Genomic DNA, 24334 nt, shown 5'->3' on the forward strand with positions numbered 1-24334 from the left:
TTACGATATGATTTCTTCAGCGGACTTGAACACCTAATTGCTCACCGACCGTATGTTCCCAGACAGCACTATGGTTTTAGTGTTAGTGATCTATTGCAGTAGTTGGATCACCTCCTGATTTGAGATTTAATACACATTTAATATACAAGGGACTAAAGTCCATAACTTGTTGTGATCTCCTAGCTAAACCAAAGGGGCTTTCAACTGGATTTCTTGGTAAACGGATCAAATACGACACATCGATTTAACCACAGCGGTTGACTAGCATCAACATCTGGGGGGCGTTTGCCAACCCCACGCACTTGCAGCCGCTTGGGATCAATGCCTTGCTGAACAAGCACATCTTTTACCATTTGGGCTCGTTGTTGTGCCAATCCCTGATTTTCGGTAAGTTGACCCCTAGGATCGGCGTAGCCGATTATCCTCAGGTGCTTTTGAGGATACCGCTCCAGAAATTCCTTAATTGATCGGATTTTAGTGCCTATATCCTCTGGTTTCAACTGGGCTGAACCAAGATCAAAGTAGATCCGGCTGGTAAGGTCTGATCCGTGGAGTTGTAAATTGTTCTCGACCGACTTGACACCAGGAATGTTCTCAAAGGCTTCGGTAATCTTAGGGAAATCTTTAGCATAGAGTATCGCTCCTTTTACGGTCACCCTGCCTTCTGTATAAGATGCTACAATTACCACTCCATCCATTTGATTCAAGGTGTTTCTCACCCGTTGGACTTGAGCTTTGGTTAACTCATCAGTATAAGGGAGTTCGATCACCTCAATTCGATTATCCAACGCTAAGTTAGGGGCCGCAGCTTTGGCAATTTGCTCGACGTTTGAGCGCAGAGCCTGATTCGGTAGCTGTCCAGCTAGCTTTAGTCTCTGGCGATTGGCTTTAACTGTTAAACCATAATCAGACACTTCTGGGGCATAATAGGCGAGGGCAAGTTGAGTTTTTTGCTCAATGCGACGGTTTATTTTAGCCCTATGCTGATAAATTCCCCCAAATACAGCGATTAAACCCAGAAGCCCCAAGCCAACCACCAATAAGGCTGGCGGTTTCTTGCCTTTTTTCCGATTTTCCTGAGTATCACGACGCCCTTGACTAAGGGATTGATCTAATAAATTTTGTAAAATTCCCTTGACTCCCACCGGGATAGTTGTATGATATCCATCAAAAGACTTGATCGGTTTACCATAATGGGTAATAATAGTTTCTAGGCTTTCCCGCAACTGATTAATGAACTGGTGGGTGGGTTCCCCTTGAACTAACACCGCCAGGTAGCAGTATCCCTCTACTTCCAGGATGATCTTGGATGTACCATAGTCAATAGCATCGATTTCTGCCACATCCCCAGACTGAGCGATACAGTCATTGACAAAGCTACGGATAGCGGTGAGCATCCCTGCTACCATATCTGACTCTAGGTGCTGGCTGTCAGAGGGTTGTACCTCAGCAATCACTAAACCAGAGTCTTTATGAATCAAAAAGATCGCTCGCGCCCGAAACAGCATCACCTCCCGAAACAGCAATTCCGCTTCAGAAACTCCCTGCACCTTAGCGCGAATCTTGCGCTTAATTGCTTCAACGCTGAGGGCATTTTCCAGTTTCTCATTGATAGCTCGGATTTCTTCTGCTAAGTATGTGGAAATGGTACTGCCAATGACCGGATACAGAGCATTTACCATGGCGTCTCGCTCAATTATAATCTGTTGCCGGATCGCTGCTGCCATTTCTGGTGCGATCGCAAACCCAACTTCCTCTGGACACTCCATGATCCGGGAGGAAATAGCTATTGGAACTGCCGGAGCGATCGCTTCTCCCACACACACTTTATCCTGTTGAGTTCTGTGGTCAATGACTTCATCAATGATGGGAGTCAGGGAATCGGTAACCGAGGTACTGAACTGAGCTACTGTGAGATCCAGGAGCTTAGCCATCACTGGTAGCAATAGATTAATCAATTCTTGAGGTTGATAAATCCGATGCTCAAGCCTGCCTTGTCTCTGGGCTAGCCTTTCTATCTGGTCACGAAACTCTGCCATTTCTGGAGATATCACCAGTTCTTGTAAAATCTCAGCCAAGGTGTCTAATTCCTGGGAGGTGTCGTGATCAGACTTTGATTGCAGGTCTTGGTTGGTTTTTGTGGTTTCGGATTGGACTAACTTCTCAGCTAATACTGGATCTTCGGAATTTTGAGGCATTTGCGGCAGATGCTCCTTTGGTGTAGGAAGCTGTGGTGATGGGTTCTGATCGGGAAAAACTTTGACACCGAAGGATTGGGGTTGATCCCTTTCTTGAGCTAATGGTTCTTTCTCCTGAACCCTAGACGGGAGGCTGCTACTCCCACGGTCAGTTTGAGGTTCAATAGCCGGAACCTCAAGGTCACCGGATGAATCGGATTGTTTAATAGTGTCTCCCTGATCAGAGGTCATCCCTTGCTGCTTAGAGTTAGGATGTTGGCTAGGTTTATCCCTGTGATCAATAATCTTGAGGTCAACGAGTAAATTAAGTAAATCCTTCAACTCGTCTTCTGTACTCGAATTGACCTCAATTGACTCTGATCTAGAATTTTCCGGCTGAGAGGCATCAGCCGGATTTTGGTTTGAAAATGCCACTGGTGGCTATCCGTTACTATTTAACCTTTTGGAAAAATCAGCGATGCTCAGCAAAGAGCCGCTACGCGAACGCACCTTGATTTAAAACTAATCTTAGCGAGAAAATCAAGTTAATTTTTGTTACTGACATTGCCGGACTGTGCCAAGTCTATTCCAAAGTCTGAGTTTGCTTGATTAACTGGAGATGCTCGTCATCATTAGTAGCAGTTTTCTCCATGACCGTACCATTATGACCTTTGGTCTGTGGTAACCCAGACCACCCATCACTAGCTTCTTTGAGTGCTGGAACCAATTCAGTCCCTTTGAGCCTCAAACCCAACTCTAACAACATGTCTCCGAGATCTGCTTTCGAGGCTTTGGCATCTTTGAGCTGTGCAAATTTAGTTTCCAGCTCGGCCAAGATCTGCTTTCTGAGATTGATCACATCTTGCTGATGCTGTTCTTTAGTTTCTGAAAGTTCCTTCTTTAGGGAGGTTGACTGCTTGTAGACTGTCTCGTCGAGCACCTCAATACTCTTAGAAAACTTTTTGTTGAGCAGCTCAACCCGCTCCTGAATCTCATTCCTCTCTTCGGCTGCAGTTAAACTAAGAGTACTTATTTTTTTTTCCAGGGAATCTACAGCAGCAGCCATTTCTTTTGAGAGAGTCGTTTTGATCTGCTCAACGCGATCGCGTATTTCCTGCTGCCACATAGATAAGTCAGACTCTATCTTCGTGAAGCGAGTATCATACTCTCGCAGCTTAGAGCCTACTATTATATCACGTATCTTCTCAAGATTTCCCAGTCTTTCCCGCATTTCTGCTTTATTGATTCCATCCATGACCATAAAACTCAAATAAACAATAAACACTTAACCATAAACAATTACTAGCTTGCCTTGAATTCAAGGAGCGTGCCATTTATGTTATCAATCAGATGCTGCTGTCAACCGGAACCGTTGTGTGACAAACATCTTTACCCCCATCACTAACGATACAAAATACTTAAAACCTATTACTATTAGCTTAAAGCCAATACCCTTAATCATCTGCACCAAGGATTTCTGCTTGACCGAGTAGGGGGTTGGTCAGGGGAAACTGGAAGCTTGTGGGATTTATGCATGGGCATGAAAGTTCCGTCTTATATCAAGTCCGGTTGAATACCCATCAATCTTGTAGATTGATGGGGAGATAGGGATATCGCCAGATGGGACAGATTTTTAGGAGATTTTGATTCAAAATCCCCGTTGATACTATATCAACGGGGATTGGTTACTCTTCGCTTTCGATTTCGGCTAAAGATTTCCAGCCTGCTTGCCACAAGCCAGGATCTTTAAGCTGTTTAGCATTCAGCCAAAAACGGACATTCGGGTCACAAGAAGCCACCATTTCAGCAAACACCCACTTTCCTTGGTTTTTACGATTGACCACTTGGAAATGCCGCCAGCCCCAAGTTTTCTGTTTAGCTGTCCATTTTGAACCCACAAGATGAGGGAATTTCTGTTTTTGAGCCATTTCCTGTATGGTCTGGTTTCACTTTCCCACTGAGCACTCACAACTTAGCACTACGAAGAGAGTTTACGCCTTGCCAGTAGACGTGCGGCTAGGATACCGCCGATAAAACCAAATAAATGTCCTTGCCAAGATACATGGGGCTGTGAAGGTAAGACACCCCAAACTAAACCACCATAGAGGAAGCCGACTAGAATTGATAGAAAAATTGAGGGTAGGTTTCGTTCAAAGAAGCCTCTAAATAGCAGAAAACCTAGGTAGCCAAAGATCAGCACACTTGCCCCAATGTGAACTGAATTGGGAGCGCCCAACAGCCAAACCCCAAGACCACCAACCACCATGGTGATGCTGGTAACTACGAAAAAGTCGCTAGTTTCTTGCAACATTACAAACCAGCCTAGGACAAGAAAAGGTATAGTGTTGGAAATCAGATGAGAAAAACCACCGTGGAGAAAAGGGGCAAATAAAATACCCCGCAGCCCAATTGGGTTGCGGGGAATGATGCCATATAGATCAAGTTTCCTTCCAAAAATGAATATATCCACCAGCTCTACAATCCACATCAGAGCGACCCATCCACCGAGAATGATTGCCTGAGTTTGTAACTCACTGGTTATTGATTGTCTTTCCTGCCTAGTCATTGTTGATGAGTTTATGGTGAACAATAATATCGAAACCAATAGACAAATACTGACATTGGCTTACTTCGCAGGTGTTGCTCCATGTCTACAGACTAACTTAATTGATCAAGGCAATTAACCAATGACTAATGACTAATAACTCAACTAATAACTAATAATTATAAATATTTACAGGTTCTATCGCCTCTGCTAGCTCAAATCCAAATACCCGGGAGTAAAAATACAACTCCCCTTCCAGAGTCCGTTTAATCGTTTCTGCTTTACGAAAACCGTGTTGCTCCCCTTCATAGGTAACATAGGCTACAGGTAACCCCTTAGCCTTCAAAGCTGCCACCATCATTTCTGCTTGGTTAGGGGGGACTACCTTGTCTTCTAGCCCCTGGAAGAAAATTACAGGACACGAAAGTTGGTCTGTGAAATGAATAGGCGATCGCTGTTGATATAAATCTTTACGTTCTGGATAAGGACCGATCAAGCCATCTAGATACCGGGATTCAAATTTGTGGGTATCCTTGGCTAGTACCTCCAAATCACTTACACCGTAGTAGCTAGCGCCAGCTTTAAACACATCTCGGAATGTCAGAGCAGCTAGAGTTGTATAACCCCCAGCACTTCCCCCTGCAATGGCCAGTCGCTCACCATCAACTAGTCCTTGCTCAGCTAGGTACTTTGCTCCATTGGTGCAGTCATCAACATCCACAATTCCCCAGTTGTTTTTAAGGCGTTGACGATAGTCCCGCCCATAGCCAGTACTGCCTCCATAGTTGACATCTAGGATGGCAAAACCACGAGAGGTCCAGTATTGAATTTTTAGGTTAAAGGTACTGGAAGTCGCTGCCGTAGGTCCACCGTGGCTTTTGACAATTAGGGGTGGTTTTTCGGAGGTTGGTGCAGTGTAGTCTTTGTTTTGTGGTGGGTAGAAGAAACCATAGGCGGTCAGTCCATTAGTTGTGGGAAATGCGATCGCTTCAGGCTGCGATAGATAGCCAGTATCGATAGCTAACTCACGCTTACTCCTCAGTACATTTATTTGTCCATTTGTCAAGTCCAACTGAACAATAGCGCTTGCTTCTGTTACAGAACCAGCGATAAAAACCGCTTGATTATCAGCTACCTTTAGGTCGGAAATACTGGTGTATGGTGTAGCAATCACCGACCGCTGCTTCGTTTTTAGGTCAATACTAGCTAAATGCCAGTTTCCTTCCTGAGTATAGGTACATATGATTCGATTGGCACCATCGAAGCCATAAGTAGACATACCAAAGACCCACTGGGGTAGTCCAAACTCGGCTTCCATTTCACACAGGGGTTCGATTGCCCCTTGGCTTGGTTGCCAGCGGTAGAGATTCCACCAATTAGTGCGATCGCAAACAAAGTAAAGGACACCATCTGGTGACCACTCTGGCTGAAATACCGACTCATCCCCCCCACCAGCAATAGGCTCTGCAACACCTATAGAACCATCGGTTAAGATTGGAGCTACCCATAGTTGAGTACCATCCCAGGGCATATGGGGATGATTCCAGGTTAGCCAAGCGAGTTTAGAGGAATCCGGACTTAGGCGCGGCGAGGAGTAAAAGTCACAGCCAGAGGCTAGCACTTGAATATCTTCACCGTTTTCTTGGCTGATGCTAACCAAGGTATTGACTGGTTCCCCATCCACCGTGTGGTTTTCTCCCACACAGATTATACGTCCTCTTTCCTGGTCAATTACCCCATCACCATAGCGCCAGTTAGCTATGGGGGTTAGGGGTTGGGGTTTGGAGTTTGGGGTTTGTTGGTACAGACGTTGGTCAGCAAAATTAGAGAAGTAAATTTTGCCATCCTTAACCGCAAAACCACCACCACCATACTCGTTAACCCGAGTACGAGCATTGAAGCGCTCGGGAGTCAGATCAACAGTTTTGCCATCAGGGGTGCGTCGCACGATTACATTGCGTCCAGCTTCCGCAGGTCGCCCTTCAATCCAGTAAACATCCTTTTCATCAAGGGCAATGCTGCCCAACCTAACGCTGCTTTGAACAATCATGTCAGCGGTAATAGGGGATTTCCAGGAACCATAGGGAACAAGGTGTGGTGGTTGGGTCATGGAAAAACTGCTGTAATTGCCTCTAACTTGCTTGGGCTCTATCTACTATCATAACCTGACTACGTGTCCATGGTTAGCGTTAAAGTAGGGATTCCCGTACATTTACCCAAATCGGGCTTGCTTAAATGCATCCGATTGCGCTAAAAGAGTATAGAGGGGCTTCCTTGCCGTACAAAACTCTACAGATCGGCGCATTAACGCAAAGGGGAAGCATTGTAGTTCAGGTATTAGCAAAAGCCAATCCAACAACAGAATTGATTTAGAGATTTTAGAGTATGACTCAAACAGTTACTCACCCCATGGTGAAGTTGCAACGCCATGTGCGTTCACTGGCGGAATCCAATATTATTAAACCCAGTGACAGCCTTTGGAAAATTGCCCTGCTCTATGGGGACAAATGGTCCCACTGGAAACAGGAACTGACTGAATTCGGGTTTACCATGCAAGACCCGATCAGTGACTTACTAGCTGTGGAAGCCTGGGACGAAGAATGATCTGATCCAGTGTCAGGTTAAGTACTTATCGATCTCTGTTGTTCGTAAGAATGAAAATTGACATAAAATTGACAATTAAAACTTGTCAGTGGTCAATTTGCTATTAACAATTTGCTATTAACAATAGAAAATTGACAATTGACAAAAGGCGATCAACGGGGATCAACCATTTTTAGAAGTAATTAACCGGACTTGATCTGACTTGTTTCGCTCCCGTTTGGTGTCCACGCTTCAATCGGTGGAGCTTGGCTATGGATGAGGATACAGCGCGGGTAGGGTTAGTATATCCTTTCTTGATTCCCTTGCCCCCCCTTATCCTAATCACTAGGGATCGCCAAATTCTGGCCGTGAAATTTCTGCTCATATTCTAAGACGCCGACTCCTAAATACAAGCAACCAAAGCCTGGATCAGCTCTTTTGCCGTTTGGTAGCGATCGCAAGCTCTTGGTTGGCAAACCCGCTCAATTACTTGCCTTAATTGGGGAGTAACAGTGGGAACGCCTGATACATCAAACCGATATCCTGAACTACGCCTTTGATAATACTTTAGAGGAGCTTCCCCGGTGAGCAGAAATATTAGAGTTGGGCCAATGGCGTAAAGATCCGATTGAGTGCAAGGCTGACCTCGGTCTTGTTCAGGAGCACTATATCCCTCGGCACCAATCCGTGTGCCTGGTATTGTGCCAATTTCTTTAACAGCACCGAAATCCAACATCACAATTCGGTTATCTCGATGGCGCACCATCAAATTCGCGGGCTTAACGTCTCGGTGGATTAGAGGCGGCTGGCGGTCGTGGATGTAGTCTAAGATATCGCAAGTCTGAATCATCCACTCTACTGCCTGGGGCAAGGTGACTGGTCCAGTGCTCAAGACACGTTTTTCTAAATCTTCACCGTGGATCAGAGCCATTGCTAAGTATTTTTTCCCCCCTTCCACAAAAAAGTCGTAATACTGCGGAATTCCGGGATGATTCAGGGTTTTCAGGGTGCGAGCCTCTCGTTCAAACAGTTCTTGAGCCTTGGAAATTTGAGCCATGTCAGCATTCATTTCCTTCAGTACTAGTAGGAGTGGGTATCCATCCTTGCTGTTAACTTTGTCCCAGGCAAGATAAGTGGTTCCCATTCCCCCCTGTCCCAATGTCCGCAAAACATGGTAGTTGCGAATGACTCCCTCGACTGGCACCAAGGGTTGACCACAGTGAATACAGAACAAATTGCCTGGTGCATTGCCTTGGTGTTGGCATGGCTTAGTAGTCTCAGTCAAGGGCTTGGGTGCTAGGGAAGGTAGTTGCTGGGTTTGAACTTGGAATTCCAGCCTCGGACCTTTCTGGGCTAGCTGAATCAGAGCCTTTTCCGGCAGCACCCCCTGGGAAACCAAGACACCATTGAGGAAGGTGCCATTGGCACCCTGATTGACCAACTGCCACATCGGACCCGATGGGGAAGCACTAGCCCTGAGTTCCAGGTGATGTCGTGACACGATCGGGTCATCGACAATCACATCATTATCAGGAGCACGACCAATGCGAATCGTAGATTTGCTCTGAAAGCTCCACTGCTGCACTGGAGTGGGGCTTAACGGATCTAATAGGGTCAGTGTGACCATAGTCAGTTGTCCTTTGTCCAAAGTCCTTTGTGGGTTTTATCCTTTGTCGGTTTTATCCTTTGTCGGTTTTATCCTTTGTCGGTTTTATCCTTTGTCCAAAGTGACTAACCAGAATCTACTGGCAGCTACTAATCACATACAACTAATCACCTAATGACTAATCACATACAACTAATGACTAATCACATACAACTAATCACCTAATGTAATTTTGGTTGAGCCAAGTTTGGTCGCACCTTCACCCGAACTAGGATTAGTGTAATGTTGTCGTGACCATTATGCTCATTTGCCAGCTCAATCAAGTTAGCCAGACCCTGATCGAGGCTAGCTCGGGAACTTAGTAAAGGCGCTAAGTGAGTTTGCCAGTGATTTTCCAACAGGTCATTATCTGACAAACCATCAGAACAAAGTAAGAATATAGTATCTTCTGCGATATCTATGAATTGCACATCCGGATTTAGGAATTGCTCACTGCGCGGTCCAAGGGCTTGAGTTAGTTGATAGGCATCAGGGCGAGAGTAAGCCAGCTCTGGATCTACTCCGTGCTGGATTTCTCGTTGACCCACCTCGTGGTCTATAGTGATTTGCTCTAAGCCCCGTTTGCGAGTTAGACGATAGACCCGACTATCTCCGACATGGACAATCCCTACCTTGGTATTTTGAATCAACATCATGACTAGAGTCGTACCCATGCGACCGCTGCCAGAGCGAGCATTTTGTTGGTTGATATCGAAAATCGCTTGATTTGTTACATATACCGATTTCCTGAGACTATCTTCTGTGGGAAACTCGTCTTGCCAATTTTGTTTAAAGTAATTCTGGAGTACCTCTACTGCCATAGAACTGGCTACTTCCCCAGCCGCATGCCCTCCCATGCCATCGCAGAGAATATATAAACCACGAGCTTGTATAGTTCGACCAATGGGATTTTCCTGCTTTTTGAGTTGGGTCTCGATGCCAAAACAATCCTCATTATGATCTCTTTGATGACCAATATCTGTACTACCGAGATCATCGAGACTCTGCAAGCTCATTGGCAACAGTACCGTTGGCATGTCATCCCCTTGTTGCTCTTTTCCTGGTAGATCAGACAATAATTCCTGGCTATCAGGAGGTTCAGTGTCTGCCGTTGCCATTTCTGAGAGTACAGCCTCAGTTAATTCCATACCGGATTCGTATGGGTCAGATTCTTGTTCGTCAGCAATCCCTTGCAGATGCGATCGCAATTCCTCAATGGTTTCAATTTCCTTAGTACACAACTGCCGGACAACCGTTGACAAGGAGGTAAATTGGGTTCGCTGGGACTCGTTAAATAATCGTTGCCACAGTTGTCCCAAATCCTCTAAGGTTAGCGGATTTTCCTCCATATCCGGATATAGACGCTCCAAACCTAGTGCTTGGTCTTCATCCACCCGGAGATTCGTCAGTTCCAACAGACTCTGACGACAATGCCAAGGCTCTAGAGCTTGCCAAAGCTTTGCCATTTCATCGAGCCAGTATAGGATTTGCAGTTTAGAAAACTCTTCTGACCCCCACAACTTACTCAGTAACTGCCATTCTGAACGGTTTTCTAGCAGGATTATCGCCTTACCATTTTGCTGCCAAACATCATGAATTTCTGGCACACTAGGATAACATAAGTCCTTGAGAGCCAAATAGGGTTTAGCACTCTGTGGGATATCTAGGACTTTCCAAACGTCTACGTTTTCTTTCGAGGAAGGTTTTGGCTGCTCTTGGGTTGTCGATATATCGAATTTCTCTGGAGACAATTTTGTTTGATTAATCAGGGTTTCTAGGGGAGACTTTTGTAACGGTTGGCAGTCCAAAACTGTGACAAAGATACTATGGTCTGTTGTCTTACTTTCCCCTATCTGAGAGAGTTTCTCAGGTTCTAGTACTCTGTAACGCTTACCTTGGTCTAGATAGACAATTGTTGCTGTTTCTGAAGTTGGGTTTTCGAGATTAAGAATTGACCAGGTGGAAGCTTCAGTAGATTGAGGTTTCTTCTGTATTGGGCTAATCTCTAGTAATGGCTCCTCTCCAGATTCTAGTTCCACTTGATCACAGCCACCTCTGTTGTTTATCGATGCTTCATCAGCGTTGACTGTTGATGCTTGGGACAAGGTGCCATCATCCCCTGGCTCTGTTAGTATAGTATCCGATTCCGTTAGCCACTCTTGTCTTGTTTCTAGGAATGATGCTGGCTGGGTTAGTTCCCTCTCGGTCTGGTCAGACTCTGGTTGCGACACCGCTACTGCCGTAGCCTGATCAGTTGAGGACTCTGACACCTCAACTGGGGTTTGAGGAGAATACTGCGGGGAGGTTGCCGAATTTTGCTGCTTAGAAATAATTGCCCTCCAAACCGTTCCTGTGAACGCACCGCAGTTGTGACAAGTTTCAGCATTTAGGGGCACTTGGCTAGCGCATTCATGACAAGTTTTATCGGTTAGGGAAGTTCCACATCGTTGACAAAACTTGTTGGTATTTGGGTTCTCGAACTGACACTGGGGACAAACTAACATAATGGAACTTCCTTAATCCTTAAATTCCGCGCTTTGGTGGGTAACTTTTAAGATTTAATCTAACTGCCATCTAGTTGGCCACGCTGTAATCTATAATGGCAGCTTTTAGCAGCATAGCCTGATTACAATTTTTACGCTCTCGTGCCATGTCATGCTATAATTAAAGAAATTTTTTAAGTAACTATTTTTTTTCTAGGCTACACCCTATAGTCTACCCAGGGAGCATAGGGGGGATAACAACCAAACGGGAAACTAGCTCTATTATCGCTCCCTTATGGCAAAGCCTCTCCTCTTACTACAGCAAACAGCTGCTATTGTTATACACAAAACTTTAAACTTTTTTTGCGGTATGGCTAATAATATATTATATCTATCTCAGTAGAGCTTCTACTCTCGGGTCAATCTGGGCAAGCTTTTGTTTATGAACATTAAGCTATCTTTAATCATTGCTGCTATCTTAGGGGTAACTATAGCAATTGCTCTTCATCTATCATCTGCGCAACCGGTCAGCATATCCCTAAAAACTAATGATAACTCCAGTAATACCATTCAACATCAACAAGCCAAGACAAAAAAGCTTGAATTAATCTTAAAAACTAAGACCTGTGTAGAGTGTGATCTCATGGGTTTTGATTTGAGTGGAGTTGACTTAAGTGGAGTTGACTTTAGCAGAGCTGACTTTAGCCAAGCTAACTTATCCGATAGTAACCTAGAGAAGGCTAAACTCAAAGATGCTAAAGTGATTGGTGCTCGTTTGGAAAATGCGAAGTTAACCTCTGCTGACTTAGATGGCGCTGATTTTAAAGATACTAACTTGAAAGGTGCTGATCTCAGTGATGCTAATCTGCTCAATATCCGATTGGCTAATGCTGATTTAAGTGCTGCTATTCTTAATCGTACTGAGCTTCGAGAAGCTGACTTGACTGGTGCCAATATGGAGCATGCTGACTTGAGTCATGCTAGTATTTATGGTGCAATTTTGAGGGAGGCTAATCTAACTAGTGCCAACCTTTATAAAGCTAATTTGCGTTACGCCAATTTGCAAGATGCGGTATTGAAGGGTACTAATCTAAAAGGTGCTGATTTACAATTTGCGGTTATGCCTGATGGGAAAACTGTTTATGGCACAGATGATTACTAATTTCTGGTAAAAAAAATTAGGAGTTGGTGAATCAAGCGATGAATAGGAGTAGAGTGGGCATCCTGCCCGCCCGAAAATATATTGAAACTGGCAAGATGCCAGTTCCACGCCTGATGCGCCTAGGTCAAGCGCACCTAAAAACGCTTAAAATCATTCCATTATTAAGCAACGCCAAAAATTAGGCTGCTCCTGGATTAAGTCGCCTCATTTGCCAGGTAGTGTAGGTCCCAATCGGACTCCAAAGTATGTAGGGAAGTAGCAACAAAAACGCCACGATAGATACGGGATAAATCAGTAAAGCCAGGATAAGACTTAATAAGGCACCTGTGCCACCAATAATGGTGCCAACTGTGAGGCTACGAAATAGGAACATCACGGGTGTATAAGCGATGGTGATGATTTCTAGTAGTAGATATAAACCCATCAGCAACCAGGTGCTTCGGCTACCTGGGTCATTTTCCCAAACTATATACGCTGACCAAGCACCGCAAATAAAGATAGTTATCCAGATCAGGGGAATTGCTCTCTCGAAGGTGAGCCATCGCGGACGACGTAGGCGATAGAACCATCTGACTCCTTCGGGTGTGGTGATTAAGTTACCAGCAAATGCTACTAGCAGGGTTACCAGTCCAATTACCATCCAAGATTTAATCATGATTTTGGCCTTGCTCCTAAATTCCCAATTTCCTCAAAAATGAGCAAAAATGTCTTGAATATAGCGGTTTTAAAGGGTATGAGGGACAGATTCCTCGGTTTTAGGGAACAGCGGATCTGGGAACAGCGGATCTGGGAACAGCGGATCTGGGAAAAAACCTATGTAGCTTATAGTTATGAAAAGCGCTGTATACTAAAATAATCGAAAAATACGTCTTCCCTCCTCTCCCCACACTCTTACCCCGATTCCCGATTCCCGATTCCCGATTCCCGATTCCCGATTCCACCCTTCTGCTCAACTAGTTCTTAGATTTATTTGTTATAATACTTGATAATTTTTGGATAAATTCTGCCGTGAATTCAGTAAAGGCTTTGGCTCCAGTTGCTTGGGGTTCATTGATGACTACCGGTCGAAACTCATCCACGGCTTTGGCAACCGCAACATTCCTGGGAATTTCTATACTAAAAATTTTGTCTTTCCCAAAATTATCGGTCAATCGGTTCTTGACTTGTGTAGCCATATTGGTGGCGTGACCAAGGGAGAAAAACAGAATCCCAATCAGGGTTATGCCAGAGCGATCGCTTTGTACGAGCTTTTTGATCTGACCTTCTTCCAGGATGCCAATCCCAACCACTGATAAGGGTTCAGGTTTGGCAGGAATGATATAAAAATCACTAGCAATAATTCCACTACGAGTGATAATATTCTCACTTGGAGGGAAATCCAATAGAATAAAATCGTAGGTTTGTTGAACTGGCTCAAGGGCACGCTTAATTAAATAATTCTCTAGCTGATTCCAGTTGTTTTCAAACTCTTGGGGATTATCCTTTGACTGAGAAAACAGCAATGCAGCCAATAGAAAATCATTGTAGGTTTCGATATCCCCTGGCAATAAATCTAGTCCATCGACTCGACAAATATTGCGCTGAATCGCTTGTTCAATGGGAATATATGCCTGAGTGGGTGACTGAATGACTTGATTAATTATTTTTTTTAAGGTTCGGTCTTCCTTCTTGAGTTTAGCAAATTGGACTGGAGGCATCAGGCTTAGGGTAGCATTAATCTGGGTATCGAGATCTACGATTAATACTCGCATGCCATAATCTTTGGCAAGACAGGTAGCAAGGTTGACGGTGGTGGTAGTCTTGCCAACACCGCCTTTCATATTGACTATGGAAATGGTGTATCCCAGTTTTGACAAAAAGAAAGAGGTAATATAACGTGAAAGTCATTGCAGTATACCATAACAAAGGCGGCGTGGGGAAAACCACAACGGTGGTTAACCTAGGGGCAGCTATCCGAAAAAACCGCAAAAAAGTGCTTGTCATCGATCTTGATAGCCAAGCTAATGCTACCTTTGCTACCGGACTGGTTAAATTTCATGACGAAGCATTTGATGATATCAAAGAGTGTAATATTCTCCATGTTTTGCAATCTGAGGAATTCTTCTCAATCTCGGAAGTAGCTAGAAAATCTGAATTCAGCAATCCAGAAATTGATGTGGTTCCTGCTCACATCGATCTGATGAAATATGAACTTGATATGAATCAGCTTGATTTTAGCCTGCTCATGCTGATGGATAAACTAGAGGATGTTAAAACTTACTATGATGTGGTAATTATTGATACCCCTCCCTCTTGGAATTTATATGCTAGAATTGCTTTGATCACTGCTGACTTTTTAATCATTCCTTCAGACCTCAAGCCTTTTTCTAATCAAGGCTTACTGAATGTGAAAGATTTCATCAGAGCGATTAATGGCTATAGAAAACAAGTCAAGATTAAGCCGCCCCTTAAGGTTTTGGGAGTGTTGCCTTGTAAAATAGCAACCAATAATATGTTTATACAGCATACCTTGCCAAAACGGATAAAAGCAATTTCCGAACGATATGGGTTTGATGTGATGAAGAGTGTTATTTTCGATCGAGATGATTTGGCAAAATGTGCTGAACAAGTTGAAAAAGTAGACAATCAGGATATACCGTATCCTGTGTCTGTGTTGGATTATAAGCCCTATTCTATGGCTTCAGAAGAATTTAGGTCTCTTGCCCAAGAAGTTTTGGAAAAAATAGGCATGTAAACTATAGGGTTTGTATTTGATAGGTGAACATAAGATTGATGGTAAATCGGGAATCGGGAATCGGGAATCGGGAATCGTCAATCGAATCGGTAGGGAGTAGGGAGCAGGTAAGAGGTAAGAGGAAATAGGGAACAGTAGTCAAGATATCAAAGGAGTTTTTACTGTTATGATAAATTAAGATTATTTTTCGTGATAGCATTATAAATGCTATATAAAAATCCGTGTAGTAATTGTGATAATTATTGTCCCCTAATCCCGACTCCCGACTCCCGTTCCCCTCCTGGGAGGGGTTAGGGGTGGGTTCCGATTCCCTACTCCCTACTCCCTACTCCCTTTACATTAATGATAATGACAGAACGCCTAATTATTTTCAGCCGCTATCCAGAGCCCGGAAAGACTAAAACCCGGATGATACCAGCTCTAGGAGCGGATGGTGCGGCAAACCTTCAACGTCGGATGACCGAACATACTGTTGCCCAGGTCAAGGAATTAACAACTGGTCGCCCTGTGTCTGTAGAAATCGATTTTGCTGGTGGTAATCAACAGCTAATGGAGAATTGGTTAGGCTCGACTCTGGTCTGTAAACCTCAGAGTGATGGGGATTTGGGCAAGCGAATCACTTCAGCTTTTGAGTTATCGTTTGCGGAAAGCATGACCAAAGTTGTGATAATTGGTATTGATTGCCCCGATTTGAATAGTTCGGTGATGAATCAGGCATTTGAGGCTCTAGACAATCATGATTTAGTACTTGGACCAGCCAAGGATGGTGGCTACTATCTGGTTGGTCTAGGTCGATTGATTCCAGATTTGTTTGTGGGAGTGAGTTGGGGCACATCTGAGGTTTTGCAGCAAACGGTGGATATTGCTAACAGTCTTAACCTAACTATGGCGATGCTTTCCGAGCTTACTGATGTTGACCGCCCAGAGGATTTATGGGTAGTATCAAATTTGATGGGAGTAGGGAGTAGGGAGTAGGGAATCGGGAATCGGGAATCGGGAACAGGGAGTAGGGAGTAGGGAATCGGGAATCGGGAATCGGGAATCGGGAATCGGGAATCGTGGCACAGGCTTCTAGCCTGTGATGTAGCCCATAAGCTGATAGCTGATAGCTGATAGCTGATCACTGATAGCTAATAGCTAATAGCTTACATTTTGGAACTTTTAGCACTATGGAGTTTTTCTGAAAATATTGTAATCAGCTCCATCATGTCTGTAACTAATTCTTGTTCAAGGCTGATGTCTTCTGATGACTTGTTGATAATTATTACTTCTGTCTTGAATTCTTCACACATAGCAAAGACTAATTCAGCGCTAACTCTAAGCAGCCTATCTTTGTGAGTAATGACAAGTCTGCCAACATTCCCCTGCATGATGCGCTTGAGCAGTTTCTGTAAGCCTTTATTTTGGGAATTGATTCCGGCACCTGAATCTTGAATTGTTTCATACTGCCAACCATTAGCAGTACTAAAAGACTCTAAAATTTTGATTTGCTTGACTAAGTCTTCTTTTTGGTCTTGATCTGAAATACGGGCATAGTTAATGGTTATGCGATCATCGATCTGACCGACATTCCGTGGTGTAATGTGTTTGATATCGGCTACATAAAATCGCCGATGGCCACTGGGAGAACGTTGTGACCTAATCTTTCCTGCGTCTGCCCACCTCCTTAAGGTTTTAACTGAGACTCCTAGCTCACTGGCTGCTTCTCCAATACTAATGGTTAACCCTGACATGTTGGATTTCTCACCTTATTTGAATCTAGTTTGTATTTAGTTTACCTTTTATTATATCGCTATTACGTAATAAATGTCTAAATATGGATAGAAATTAAGGGAACATTGGTTATTTCCTAGTCAGGGATGCTAATTTGTCAGAAACAATGCTAAAGCTGTTGCGTGATAGTAAAAATTTCAATTATCATCCCGGTTCTGAATGAGGCTAGTCACATAGCTGATACTTTGGCTACGGTTAGGGAAGCGTCTAATGTGGAAGTGATTGTGGTAGATGGGGGCAGTCATGATGAAACCGTTGCGATCGCACAATCACTGGGTGCTAAGATTATAGCTGCTGGTACCGGTCGCGCTAGTCAAATGAATGCTGGTGCTGCGGTGGCTACCGGAGATATTCTACTGTTTCTCCACGCTGATACCCGTTTACCAAAAGGATTTGATACCTTAGTTCGCGAAGGGTTACAAAACTATGATACCGTGGCTGGTGCTTTTGAATTAGCGATTGATGCTAACCTGCGGGGGGTAAGGCTAATTGAACGGATGGTGAATTTGCGATCGCGTTTTTGCTCTTTGCCTTACGGTGATCAAGCTATCTTTATCAAGACTAAGGTGTTTACAGACCTTGGTGGTTTTCTTAATCTACCGATTATGGAAGATTTTGACTTGATGCGACGCCTCCGCCACCTAGGTAAAATAACTATCCTTAATCAACCTGTCTTAACATCAGGACGCCGCTGGCAGACCTTGGGGGTTGTCAAAACTACATTAATTAACCAACTGGTGATCGTTGCCTATCATTTGGGGGTTTCTCCTCACCGGATTGTGGGTTGGTATCGTCGGGCAAAGGGGTGAAGGAATCGGGAATCGGGAATTGGGAATCGGGAATCGGGAATCGGGAATCGGGAATTGGGAATCGGGAATCGGGAGTCGGGAGTCGGGAGTCGGGAATCGGGAGTCGGGAATCGGGAGTCGGGAATCGGGAGTCGGGAATCGGGAGTGGGGAATCGGGAATTGGGAATCGGGAATTGGGAATCGATGTGTGACTATTTATAAAAAAATAGTGGGTACGCTTAGTATACAAAAGCTAATGATTTTATAAATGGCAAATGTTTTCGGAGACTGACAACCATAATCGGGAATCGGGAATCGGGAATCGGGAATCGGTATATTTTTCGGGTGGTGGATGTTGTATTTGTGATTTTCAAAAAATAGTGGGAACGCTTAGTATACAAAAGCTAATAATTTTATAAATGGCAAATGTTTTCGGAGACTGACAACCATAGCGATCGCTTTTCTACCATAGAGCCACTCCCGACTCCCGACTCCCCACTCCCGATTCCCGATTCCCCACTCCCGACTCCCGAACTCTAGTTTAAGCATGAGCAATTATAATCAAATTCAGTCTTATCGAGATTTGCGAGTTTGGCAAAAGGGAATGGATGTGGCCGAGAGTTGCTATGTGATCACCAGAGAATTCCCTAAACAGGAAATGTATGGGATGACTGCACAGATAAGGAGAGCAGCTGCATCAATTCCTGCTAATATTGCAGAGGGATATGGGCGAGAATATCGAGGAGAATATGTTCAATTTCTCAGAATAGCTCAAGGCTCTCTCAAAGAATTGGAAACCCATCTTTTCTTATCGGTCAGAGTGAAACTGGCTACTTCTGGAAGCATTAATCCGATTATAGATGAGTGTGAAGCTTTAGGAAGAATGCTACGTTCTCTGATTCGGTCATTGCTAGATAACTCATAATTCCGGAGTCGGGAATCGGGAATCGGGAATCGGGAGTGGGGAATCGGGAGGAGTAGATAGTAGACCTATGCGCAAAAGTAGTTTTCTGATAGTGTTTGCATCAATTCTTGTCTACTGTTCTGGTGATCCCCTGTTCCAGACAACTGCCGCGAAGTCAAGTCTTTGTGTGACTAGTTAAACAATAGTAGACTTCGTTTGATGGAAATAGTTTTGTGGAATAGCCATCTTGGTAGAATAGCCATCTAACGTGGAACGGGCATCTTGCCCGTTGCTCCTGTTACAATTCTATTCGACTCCCGATTCCCGATTCCCGATTCCCGATTCCCGATTCCCGATTCCCCACTCCCGATTCCCGACTCCCGACTCCCGATTATCCATGACTACACAAAAACAATGGCGTTCAGAAATTACTGCACTTCCCTCTTGGTTGCGACGTCCTATTGGTAATGCTAGTGACATCTCAACGGTGCAGCGGATTATTAAACAACGGCAAATTCACACCATTTGTGAAGAGGGACGTTGCCCCAACCGAGGTGAGTGCTATTCTCAGAAAACTGCTACATTTTTGTTGATGGGACCGACGTGTACACGGTCTTGTGCATTTTGTCAAGTAGATAAAGGTCATGCTCCCATGGCCCTAGACCCAGAGGAGCCGCAAAAAGTGGCGGAATCGGTACAGTTATTGGGGTTGCGGTATGTGGTGCTGACCTCTGTGGCCAGGGATGATTTACCAGACCAGGGTGCGGGTTGGTTTGTCGCTACGATGGATGCAATCCGCAAACTCAATCCAGGTACTGAGATAGAAGTGCTAACGGCAGATTTCTGGGGGGGTAAAGGTGAGCAGGATCAAACCTCAGCAGAGTTGCAACAGCAACGGATAGCCACGGTGGTGGAGGCCAAGCCAGCCTGTTACAACCACAATATTGAAACAGTGCAGCGGCTACAGGGCAAGGTGCGCCGGGGAGCACAATATCAGCGATCGCTTGATGTGCTCAGCATTGTCAAACAACTCAATCCCACCATTCCCACTAAGTCCGGATTAATGTTGGGCCATGGGGAAACCAAAGCAGAAGTGATTGAGGCGATGGCGGATTTAGGTAAGATTGGATGCGATCGCATCACCCTCGGTCAATATATGCGTCCCTCTCTCCAACATCTGCCGGTACAAAAATACTGGACACCGGAAGAGTTTGATGAGCTAGGTGCGATCGCACGGGATATGGGATTTGCTCATGTTCGTTCGGGTCCTTTGGTCCGTAGTTCGTACCATGCGGGGGAAAGTTGAAGAGCAGGTTGAAGGTTGGTTGGTTGAAGGTTGAAGGTTAGCTGGTTGAAGGTTGAAGGTTAGCTGGTTGAAGGTTGAAGGTTAGCTGGTTGAAGGGTTAATATGATATACTATTAAATCTCCCCATCCCCCCATCTCCCCATCCCCCCATCTCCCATACTCCCCATACTCCCCATCCCCCCATCTCCCATACTCCCCATCTCCCCATACTCCCCATCTCCCCATCTCCCCATCTCCCCATCTCCCCACTCCTAGCCTTTCACTTTAAGAGCATAATCCCGGAATCGTTCTAAATCTTCCTGGATAGTAGACTCAACTAAGTTACCTAAAAATAAGTTATCCATTAACTGACCAAGAATGCCGGGAATGCCGTAAGCGATGGTCAGCTTAACGATACTGCTATCTTTACGGTCGTAGAAGCGGACTGCACCTCGATTGGGCAAACCATCTACTGATTCCCACTGAATAATCTGATGTGGAACTAATTTCAGAATTCGAGAGAGCCAGCTAAACTCAAAACCTGTACTAGCAAGTTTCCACCGGGATAAGTCAGGATCCTCTTCTAGGACTTCCACTGAGTCAATCCACTTCATCCAGCGCGGCATTTGCTCTAAATCTGACCAAAGCTCCCACGCTAATTCAATGGGAACTTCTACTTCAACTTGTACACTATGTTCCAGCCAATCAGACATGGGGTTTTAGGTTCGTAAAGTATTATTGTAGACTTCGCGATAGCAAAGGGAACAGGGAACAGGGAACAGGGAATAGGGAACAGGGAACAGGGAATAGGGAACAGGGAGTAGGGAGTAGGGAGTAGGGAGTAGGGAGTAGGGAGTAGGGAACAAAAATTCTCACAATTGATTTAGTATTGCAATAGGCAATAGGCAATAGGCAAAAGAAACAATAATTGACGGCAACAATATCATAAAAGCGATGCAGTGAGGTAGCGCAGTCAAGGGGAGCCAGTGTGGTCTTACGGGTCTCGCCAAACTCCCCTCTCTTTCCCTGTTCGTTTATCCGCTGTTCCCTGTTCCCTGTTCCCTGTTCCCTGTTCCCTGTTCCCTATTCCCTACTCCCTATTCCCTATTCCCTATTCCCTCAACTAACCAAAGACTCAATCGCCTTAGCAGCACGACGCCCGGATAGGGTAGCTCCTTCCATACTATCGATATAGTCTTGTTGGGTATAGCTACCGGCTAGGAAGAAATTAGGGATTGGTGTCTTTTGGTTAGGGCGATAGGGGTCCATGCCAGGGGCTTCCCGGTATAGAGACTGAGCGAGTTTTACGACACTATACCAGGTCATGGTCAAGTCTCGTGAGGAGGGAAACAAATTATGGACTTGGTGAAGCACATGTTTTGCGATCGCATCATTACTTTGTCGAATAAATGGGTCTCCTGGGGTTAGTACCAACTGCATCAGTGACCCTTCACCGGCTTTGTAATAGTCACCAGGACTAGTCAGAGCTAAATCCGCAAAGCAGGAAAAGTCAGCATCGGGAGTATACAGTAGATTATCCATCCCTGCTGCTTCTTGGAGTTGCTGGCGTTTCTCGGCATCATGAAGCTCTGTCACCCAGCCATCAAATCGTAGTTGAACCGTGGCCACTGGTACCGTATCAAGCTTGTAGATATTATCGAAATCGGACCACTTGCGCCATGATTTGGGTAACAGCCGTTGAACACCAGGCACATCAACCGCACAGACATAGGCATCAGCGGTGATGGTTTCTTCGGTTTCCCCTTTGGCAATCACTAAACCAGTGACTCGGGTTTCCTCTGGGGTTTCGGTAAACAGAATTTCCCTAACTTGGCGGCGAGTGTGGATTTTTGCTCCTCTTTCCTCTAAATAGTTAATAATTGGTTTATGGAGGTACTCATGAGGAGAGCCTTCCAGCATTCGTAGTACCGATGCTTCGGTTCTAGCCGCAAATAACTGGAAAATCGTTAGCATACAACGGGCAGAAATGTTCTCGGTATCGATGAAACCCAGAGCATAGGCAATGGGATTCCACATCCGCTTTAAACTACCGTCGGAACCACCATGACCGCGAAACCAATCAGCGAAACTGACCGCATCTAGGTCACGAATCGTTTTCATTGCGCCATCGAAATCTATCAAGCCACGCACCAGAGGGCTGATCCCCAGGGCAATGGAGTTTTGCAGCTTATCCTGGAGGGAGAGTTGGGAAGTGGTGAAAAAAGCTTTTAGGCCATTAAAGGGAGCACCAGTAATGAAGCGAAAGTCTAGCTCACCCTTGCGTCCATCCTGATTAATAAAAGTGTGAGTATGCTCCTTCAGGCGCAGAAACTGGAACGCTCCCACCTTCTTCATCAGGTCAAACAGGTTGTAATAGCAGCCAAAGAAGACATGCAACCCCATTTCGATGTGATTGCCATCCTTATCTACCCAGCTTCCCACCTTTCCCCCCACAAAGGGACGGGATTCAAAAATTTCCACCTCATGACCAGCATCCACTAATTCTACTGCTGTGGCCATGCCCGCGAGCCCCGCACCAACAATTGCTAAGCGCATTCTCCCTTATCCTTTCAGTTTCTTTACATATTTTAATATATTCCGGGAGTGGGGAGTCGGGAGTGGGGAGTCGGGAATCGGGAGTGGGGAGTAGGGAATCGGGAGTGCGTTCGCGTAGCGTGACCGTAGGTCAATCGCGTTTGAGTGCTGCGGTGGGGTAGCAATCAGTAATATTTCTATAATTTCTTCTTGAACTTGGTAACTTAGCGCGTTTATCATACGTGATGAAGTACCTTCAATTTCAATTTTCTTCTGCCTGCTCCCTGCTCCCTGCTCCCTGCTCCCTCCTCCCTTTAAGCCTAAGCATTCATAATATCCTCCAAAAGCTGCTCACTTTCTGACAGCCCAATAAACCCTTCTTGTTGTTCTTGTTTAGCTTTAATAGCTATAAGTTCGTCTTCTAATTCTAAGAACCTTTCAAATTATTCTATAGAAATAACAACAGCAACATTACGCCCTTTTTTAGTAATTTTTACTGGCTCTCTTCGAGCTAAATCCAACAGTTCACCAAAACGGTTTTTTGCCTCAGATGCTCCAAGGTTTTTCATCACTTTTTAGGTAAAAATACTAGACATTAAGTCTATTTTAGTCAATAGCAGCATTTGATGTAGGGTGGGCAGTGCTTAGCTTCGAGATTGTCAGCTTTTTAATTGGTATCAACTACTGCCCACCATCGGATTAATTTTATTAAAAATTTAGACTTTTAATTAGAGTGCTCTTGCAGCCAGTTGAGTAAGTCCTCACTGGTCTGAAAATCCCAGATGGCTTCTGATAAACGGTTTAGGTCTTCGTTGGTCAAGGCTTCGATTAATGCCAAGCCATTAATCGTTAGTTTGCCAAAGCGGCTCTCAAGCTGTCGCAATAGTAAATTTCTTTCCCCTTCTTCTCGTCCTTGCCTTTTCGCGAAACTCAATGCACCTCGCGCGTCTTCCAAAACCATCTCCTGTTTGCGGAGTTTTTCCACTTCTGACACACTCAACCCCGCTTGATTCGCTATGGTTAAGGCTTTTTCCAGCTGTGGGATTTCCCTGAAGTTGTCAGGAATAATTTCTAAGTTTGGCGCTTCTTTGATAAAATATATCCACTTATCTATCACACTTTCTAAATCTTCCAGTTGCTTAGTAAATTTAGGAAGTTCCACAAACACCAGCTTTAAGTCATTTTCCTGATAAGGTAAGTGGTCTTCTTCCTCTTGAAAGTAAAAACAGCTAATTACTTTATCGCTGGAAGGGAATAACTTAAAATCCGTGATAGTTAAAGCAATGACTGGATTTATATCGAAATATCCCTGTCCCAATTGCAGTTGATTTCCATAGGTTTTGCACAAGTTATAAACCACTCGCTTCTTGAAACCTTCCACATTCCAGAGTTGCATCTCAATGATAACAGTTGTTCCATCCTCTAATACTGCCTTAACATCTAGATAAGTGTCTTTTAAATCTACTACATCCCCCGCGCTATAAGGATCAATAATTTCTAAATCCTGGATGACGTAATTACCAGAGTATATCATAGCATTGAGGAAAGAAATTAGAATATCCTTACTCTGATCTGAACCAAATATTTTCTTGAAAGCAAAGTCAGTTTTAGGACTGATGAATCTCATGGTTTTATACCTTATTATAACAAAAAAATATATATAGTATTTTAACTAAGGGAGCAGGGAGCTTAGCAGCAGGAGTAATAAATGATAAAAGCT

At 44.5% G+C, this 24334-nt stretch carries 30 protein-coding genes; 10 read left to right on the top strand and 20 right to left on the bottom strand.

The window, feature by feature from the left end; genetic code table 11:
* Positions 1–200: 200 nt before the first annotated feature.
* From F6K57_RS12615 to F6K57_RS12635, 5 genes are all read right to left on the bottom strand, one after another.
* Positions 201–2612 (bottom strand): OmpA family protein, encoded by a 2412-nt coding sequence (locus tag F6K57_RS12615; RefSeq protein ID WP_293024234.1) that lies wholly within the window; start codon positions 2610–2612, stop codon positions 201–203.
* Between the two features lie 148 nt (positions 2613–2760).
* On the bottom strand, positions 2761–3432 hold the full coding sequence (locus F6K57_RS12620; RefSeq protein ID WP_293068036.1) for a hypothetical protein: 672 nt from the start codon (positions 3430–3432) through the stop codon (positions 2761–2763).
* Positions 3433–3862: 430 nt separating this feature from the next.
* A complete protein-coding gene (locus F6K57_RS12625) occupies positions 3863–4105 on the bottom strand; it encodes a TIGR02450 family Trp-rich protein (RefSeq protein ID WP_008181697.1) in 243 nt (80 codons plus the stop codon).
* A 50-nt stretch (positions 4106–4155) separates the two neighbouring features.
* Entirely contained in the window at positions 4156–4743 is a 588-nt protein-coding gene (locus F6K57_RS12630; protein ID WP_293024226.1) for a rhomboid family intramembrane serine protease, read from the bottom strand.
* A gap of 151 nt (positions 4744–4894) precedes the next feature.
* The gene (locus F6K57_RS12635) at positions 4895–6832 is read right to left on the bottom strand and encodes a S9 family peptidase (protein ID WP_293024224.1); all 1938 of its coding nucleotides are present in this window, start codon (positions 6830–6832) and stop codon (positions 4895–4897) included.
* A gap of 275 nt (positions 6833–7107) precedes the next feature.
* On the opposite strand from F6K57_RS12635, the gene F6K57_RS12640 reads away from it, so the two are divergent.
* Entirely contained in the window at positions 7108–7326 is a 219-nt protein-coding gene (locus F6K57_RS12640) for a DUF4327 family protein (protein ID WP_071103068.1), read from the top strand.
* A 382-nt stretch (positions 7327–7708) separates the two neighbouring features.
* Here the strand turns inward: F6K57_RS12640 and F6K57_RS12645 are convergent, their stop codons facing one another.
* Both F6K57_RS12645 and F6K57_RS12650 read right to left on the bottom strand, forming a co-directional pair.
* Positions 7709–8932, bottom strand: a complete 1224-nt coding sequence (locus F6K57_RS12645) for a protein kinase (protein WP_293024221.1) — start codon at positions 8930–8932, stop codon at positions 7709–7711.
* 200 nt (positions 8933–9132) lie between these two features.
* Positions 9133–11454, bottom strand: coding sequence for a serine/threonine phosphatase (locus tag F6K57_RS12650; RefSeq protein WP_293024219.1), 2322 nt, complete (start codon positions 11452–11454; stop codon positions 9133–9135).
* Positions 11455–11875: 421 nt separating this feature from the next.
* On the opposite strand from F6K57_RS12650, the gene F6K57_RS12655 reads away from it, so the two are divergent.
* On the top strand, positions 11876–12595 hold the full coding sequence (locus F6K57_RS12655; protein ID WP_293068043.1) for a pentapeptide repeat-containing protein: 720 nt from the start codon (positions 11876–11878) through the stop codon (positions 12593–12595).
* Between the two features lie 178 nt (positions 12596–12773).
* Here the strand turns inward: F6K57_RS12655 and F6K57_RS12660 are convergent, their stop codons facing one another.
* Positions 12774–13250: a TspO/MBR family protein gene (locus F6K57_RS12660; RefSeq protein WP_293024213.1), complete on the bottom strand. Its 477-nt coding sequence runs from the start codon at positions 13248–13250 to the stop codon at positions 12774–12776.
* 78 nt (positions 13251–13328) lie between these two features.
* Between F6K57_RS12660 and F6K57_RS12665 the strand changes: the two genes are divergently transcribed.
* Positions 13329–13451, top strand: a complete 123-nt coding sequence (locus F6K57_RS12665; RefSeq protein ID WP_293068047.1) for a hypothetical protein — start codon at positions 13329–13331, stop codon at positions 13449–13451.
* A 97-nt stretch (positions 13452–13548) separates the two neighbouring features.
* Here F6K57_RS12665 and F6K57_RS12670 read toward each other — a convergent pair whose 3' ends face one another.
* Complete coding sequence (locus F6K57_RS12670; protein ID WP_364302603.1) at positions 13549–14451, bottom strand: ParA family protein; 903 nt, start codon at positions 14449–14451, stop codon at positions 13549–13551.
* A gap of 20 nt (positions 14452–14471) precedes the next feature.
* On the opposite strand from F6K57_RS12670, the gene F6K57_RS12675 reads away from it, so the two are divergent.
* Entirely contained in the window at positions 14472–15329 is an 858-nt protein-coding gene (locus tag F6K57_RS12675) for an AAA family ATPase (protein ID WP_293040904.1), read from the top strand.
* A gap of 1 nt (position 15330) precedes the next feature.
* Here the strand turns inward: F6K57_RS12675 and F6K57_RS12680 are convergent, their stop codons facing one another.
* On the bottom strand, positions 15331–15528 hold the full coding sequence (locus tag F6K57_RS12680; RefSeq protein WP_293024209.1) for a hypothetical protein: 198 nt from the start codon (positions 15526–15528) through the stop codon (positions 15331–15333).
* Positions 15529–15571: 43 nt separating this feature from the next.
* On the opposite strand from F6K57_RS12680, the gene F6K57_RS12685 reads away from it, so the two are divergent.
* A complete protein-coding gene (locus F6K57_RS12685) occupies positions 15572–15730 on the top strand; it encodes a hypothetical protein (RefSeq protein WP_293024207.1) in 159 nt (52 codons plus the stop codon).
* Positions 15678–16304, top strand: coding sequence for a TIGR04282 family arsenosugar biosynthesis glycosyltransferase (locus tag F6K57_RS12690; protein WP_364302608.1), 627 nt, complete (start codon positions 15678–15680; stop codon positions 16302–16304). Before F6K57_RS12685 ends, F6K57_RS12690 begins: the two co-directional genes overlap by 53 nt.
* On the opposite strand, the gene F6K57_RS12695 is transcribed toward F6K57_RS12690, so the two are convergent.
* Positions 16272–16394: a hypothetical protein gene (locus F6K57_RS12695; RefSeq protein ID WP_293040908.1), complete on the bottom strand. Its 123-nt coding sequence runs from the start codon at positions 16392–16394 to the stop codon at positions 16272–16274. The genes F6K57_RS12690 and F6K57_RS12695 overlap by 33 nt on opposite strands.
* Positions 16395–16474: 80 nt before the next feature.
* Entirely contained in the window at positions 16475–17062 is a 588-nt protein-coding gene (locus F6K57_RS12700; protein WP_293024203.1) for an IS607 family transposase, read from the bottom strand.
* A 162-nt stretch (positions 17063–17224) separates the two neighbouring features.
* Here F6K57_RS12700 and F6K57_RS12705 point away from each other — a divergent pair, with 162 nt between their 5' ends.
* The gene (locus F6K57_RS12705; protein WP_293024201.1) at positions 17225–17911 is read left to right on the top strand and encodes a TIGR04283 family arsenosugar biosynthesis glycosyltransferase; all 687 of its coding nucleotides are present in this window, start codon (positions 17225–17227) and stop codon (positions 17909–17911) included.
* Here F6K57_RS12705 and F6K57_RS12710 read toward each other — a convergent pair.
* The gene (locus tag F6K57_RS12710; RefSeq protein ID WP_293024199.1) at positions 17829–18140 is read right to left on the bottom strand and encodes a hypothetical protein; all 312 of its coding nucleotides are present in this window, start codon (positions 18138–18140) and stop codon (positions 17829–17831) included. The genes F6K57_RS12705 and F6K57_RS12710 overlap by 83 nt on opposite strands.
* Positions 18130–18264 (bottom strand): hypothetical protein, encoded by a 135-nt coding sequence (locus tag F6K57_RS12715; RefSeq protein WP_293024196.1) that lies wholly within the window; start codon positions 18262–18264, stop codon positions 18130–18132. Before F6K57_RS12715 ends, F6K57_RS12710 begins: the two co-directional genes overlap by 11 nt.
* Before the next feature lie 173 nt (positions 18265–18437).
* Here F6K57_RS12715 and F6K57_RS12720 point away from each other — a divergent pair, with 173 nt between their 5' ends.
* Both F6K57_RS12720 and lipA read left to right on the top strand, forming a co-directional pair.
* Positions 18438–18815: a four helix bundle protein gene (locus tag F6K57_RS12720; protein ID WP_293024193.1), complete on the top strand. Its 378-nt coding sequence runs from the start codon at positions 18438–18440 to the stop codon at positions 18813–18815.
* A gap of 376 nt (positions 18816–19191) precedes the next feature.
* Positions 19192–20100, top strand: a complete 909-nt coding sequence (gene lipA, locus F6K57_RS12725) for a lipoyl synthase (RefSeq protein WP_293046970.1) — start codon at positions 19192–19194, stop codon at positions 20098–20100.
* Between the two features lie 251 nt (positions 20101–20351).
* On the opposite strand, the gene F6K57_RS12730 is transcribed toward lipA, so the two are convergent.
* Positions 20352–20792 (bottom strand): SRPBCC family protein, encoded by a 441-nt coding sequence (locus tag F6K57_RS12730; RefSeq protein WP_293046964.1) that lies wholly within the window; start codon positions 20790–20792, stop codon positions 20352–20354.
* A 22-nt stretch (positions 20793–20814) separates the two neighbouring features.
* Complete coding sequence (locus F6K57_RS12735; protein WP_293068056.1) at positions 20815–20955, bottom strand: hypothetical protein; 141 nt, start codon at positions 20953–20955, stop codon at positions 20815–20817.
* A 110-nt stretch (positions 20956–21065) separates the two neighbouring features.
* Between F6K57_RS12735 and F6K57_RS12740 the strand changes: the two genes are divergently transcribed.
* Entirely contained in the window at positions 21066–21206 is a 141-nt protein-coding gene (locus tag F6K57_RS12740; RefSeq protein ID WP_293068059.1) for a hypothetical protein, read from the top strand.
* Here F6K57_RS12740 and zds read toward each other — a convergent pair.
* The 4 genes from zds to F6K57_RS12760 all read right to left on the bottom strand — a co-directional run bounded on the left by zds (position 21199) and on the right by F6K57_RS12760 (position 24241).
* On the bottom strand, positions 21199–22635 hold the full coding sequence (gene zds, locus F6K57_RS12745) for a 9,9'-di-cis-zeta-carotene desaturase (RefSeq protein WP_293046966.1): 1437 nt from the start codon (positions 22633–22635) through the stop codon (positions 21199–21201). The two genes, F6K57_RS12740 and zds, sit on opposite strands and share 8 nt — an antisense overlap.
* A 6-nt stretch (positions 22636–22641) precedes the next feature.
* A complete protein-coding gene (locus tag F6K57_RS12750) occupies positions 22642–22854 on the bottom strand; it encodes a hypothetical protein (RefSeq protein ID WP_293024184.1) in 213 nt (70 codons plus the stop codon).
* Positions 22855–23057: 203 nt separating this feature from the next.
* Positions 23058–23183: a type II toxin-antitoxin system prevent-host-death family antitoxin gene (locus F6K57_RS12755; RefSeq protein WP_293068063.1), complete on the bottom strand. Its 126-nt coding sequence runs from the start codon at positions 23181–23183 to the stop codon at positions 23058–23060.
* 155 nt (positions 23184–23338) lie between these two features.
* Entirely contained in the window at positions 23339–24241 is a 903-nt protein-coding gene (locus tag F6K57_RS12760; protein WP_293068066.1) for an Rpn family recombination-promoting nuclease/putative transposase, read from the bottom strand.
* Positions 24242–24334 lie beyond the last annotated feature (93 nt).

Origin of the sequence: Moorena sp. SIO4A5 (assembly GCF_010672005.1) — a bacterium.
GTDB lineage: Bacteria > Cyanobacteriota > Cyanobacteriia > Cyanobacteriales > Coleofasciculaceae > Moorena.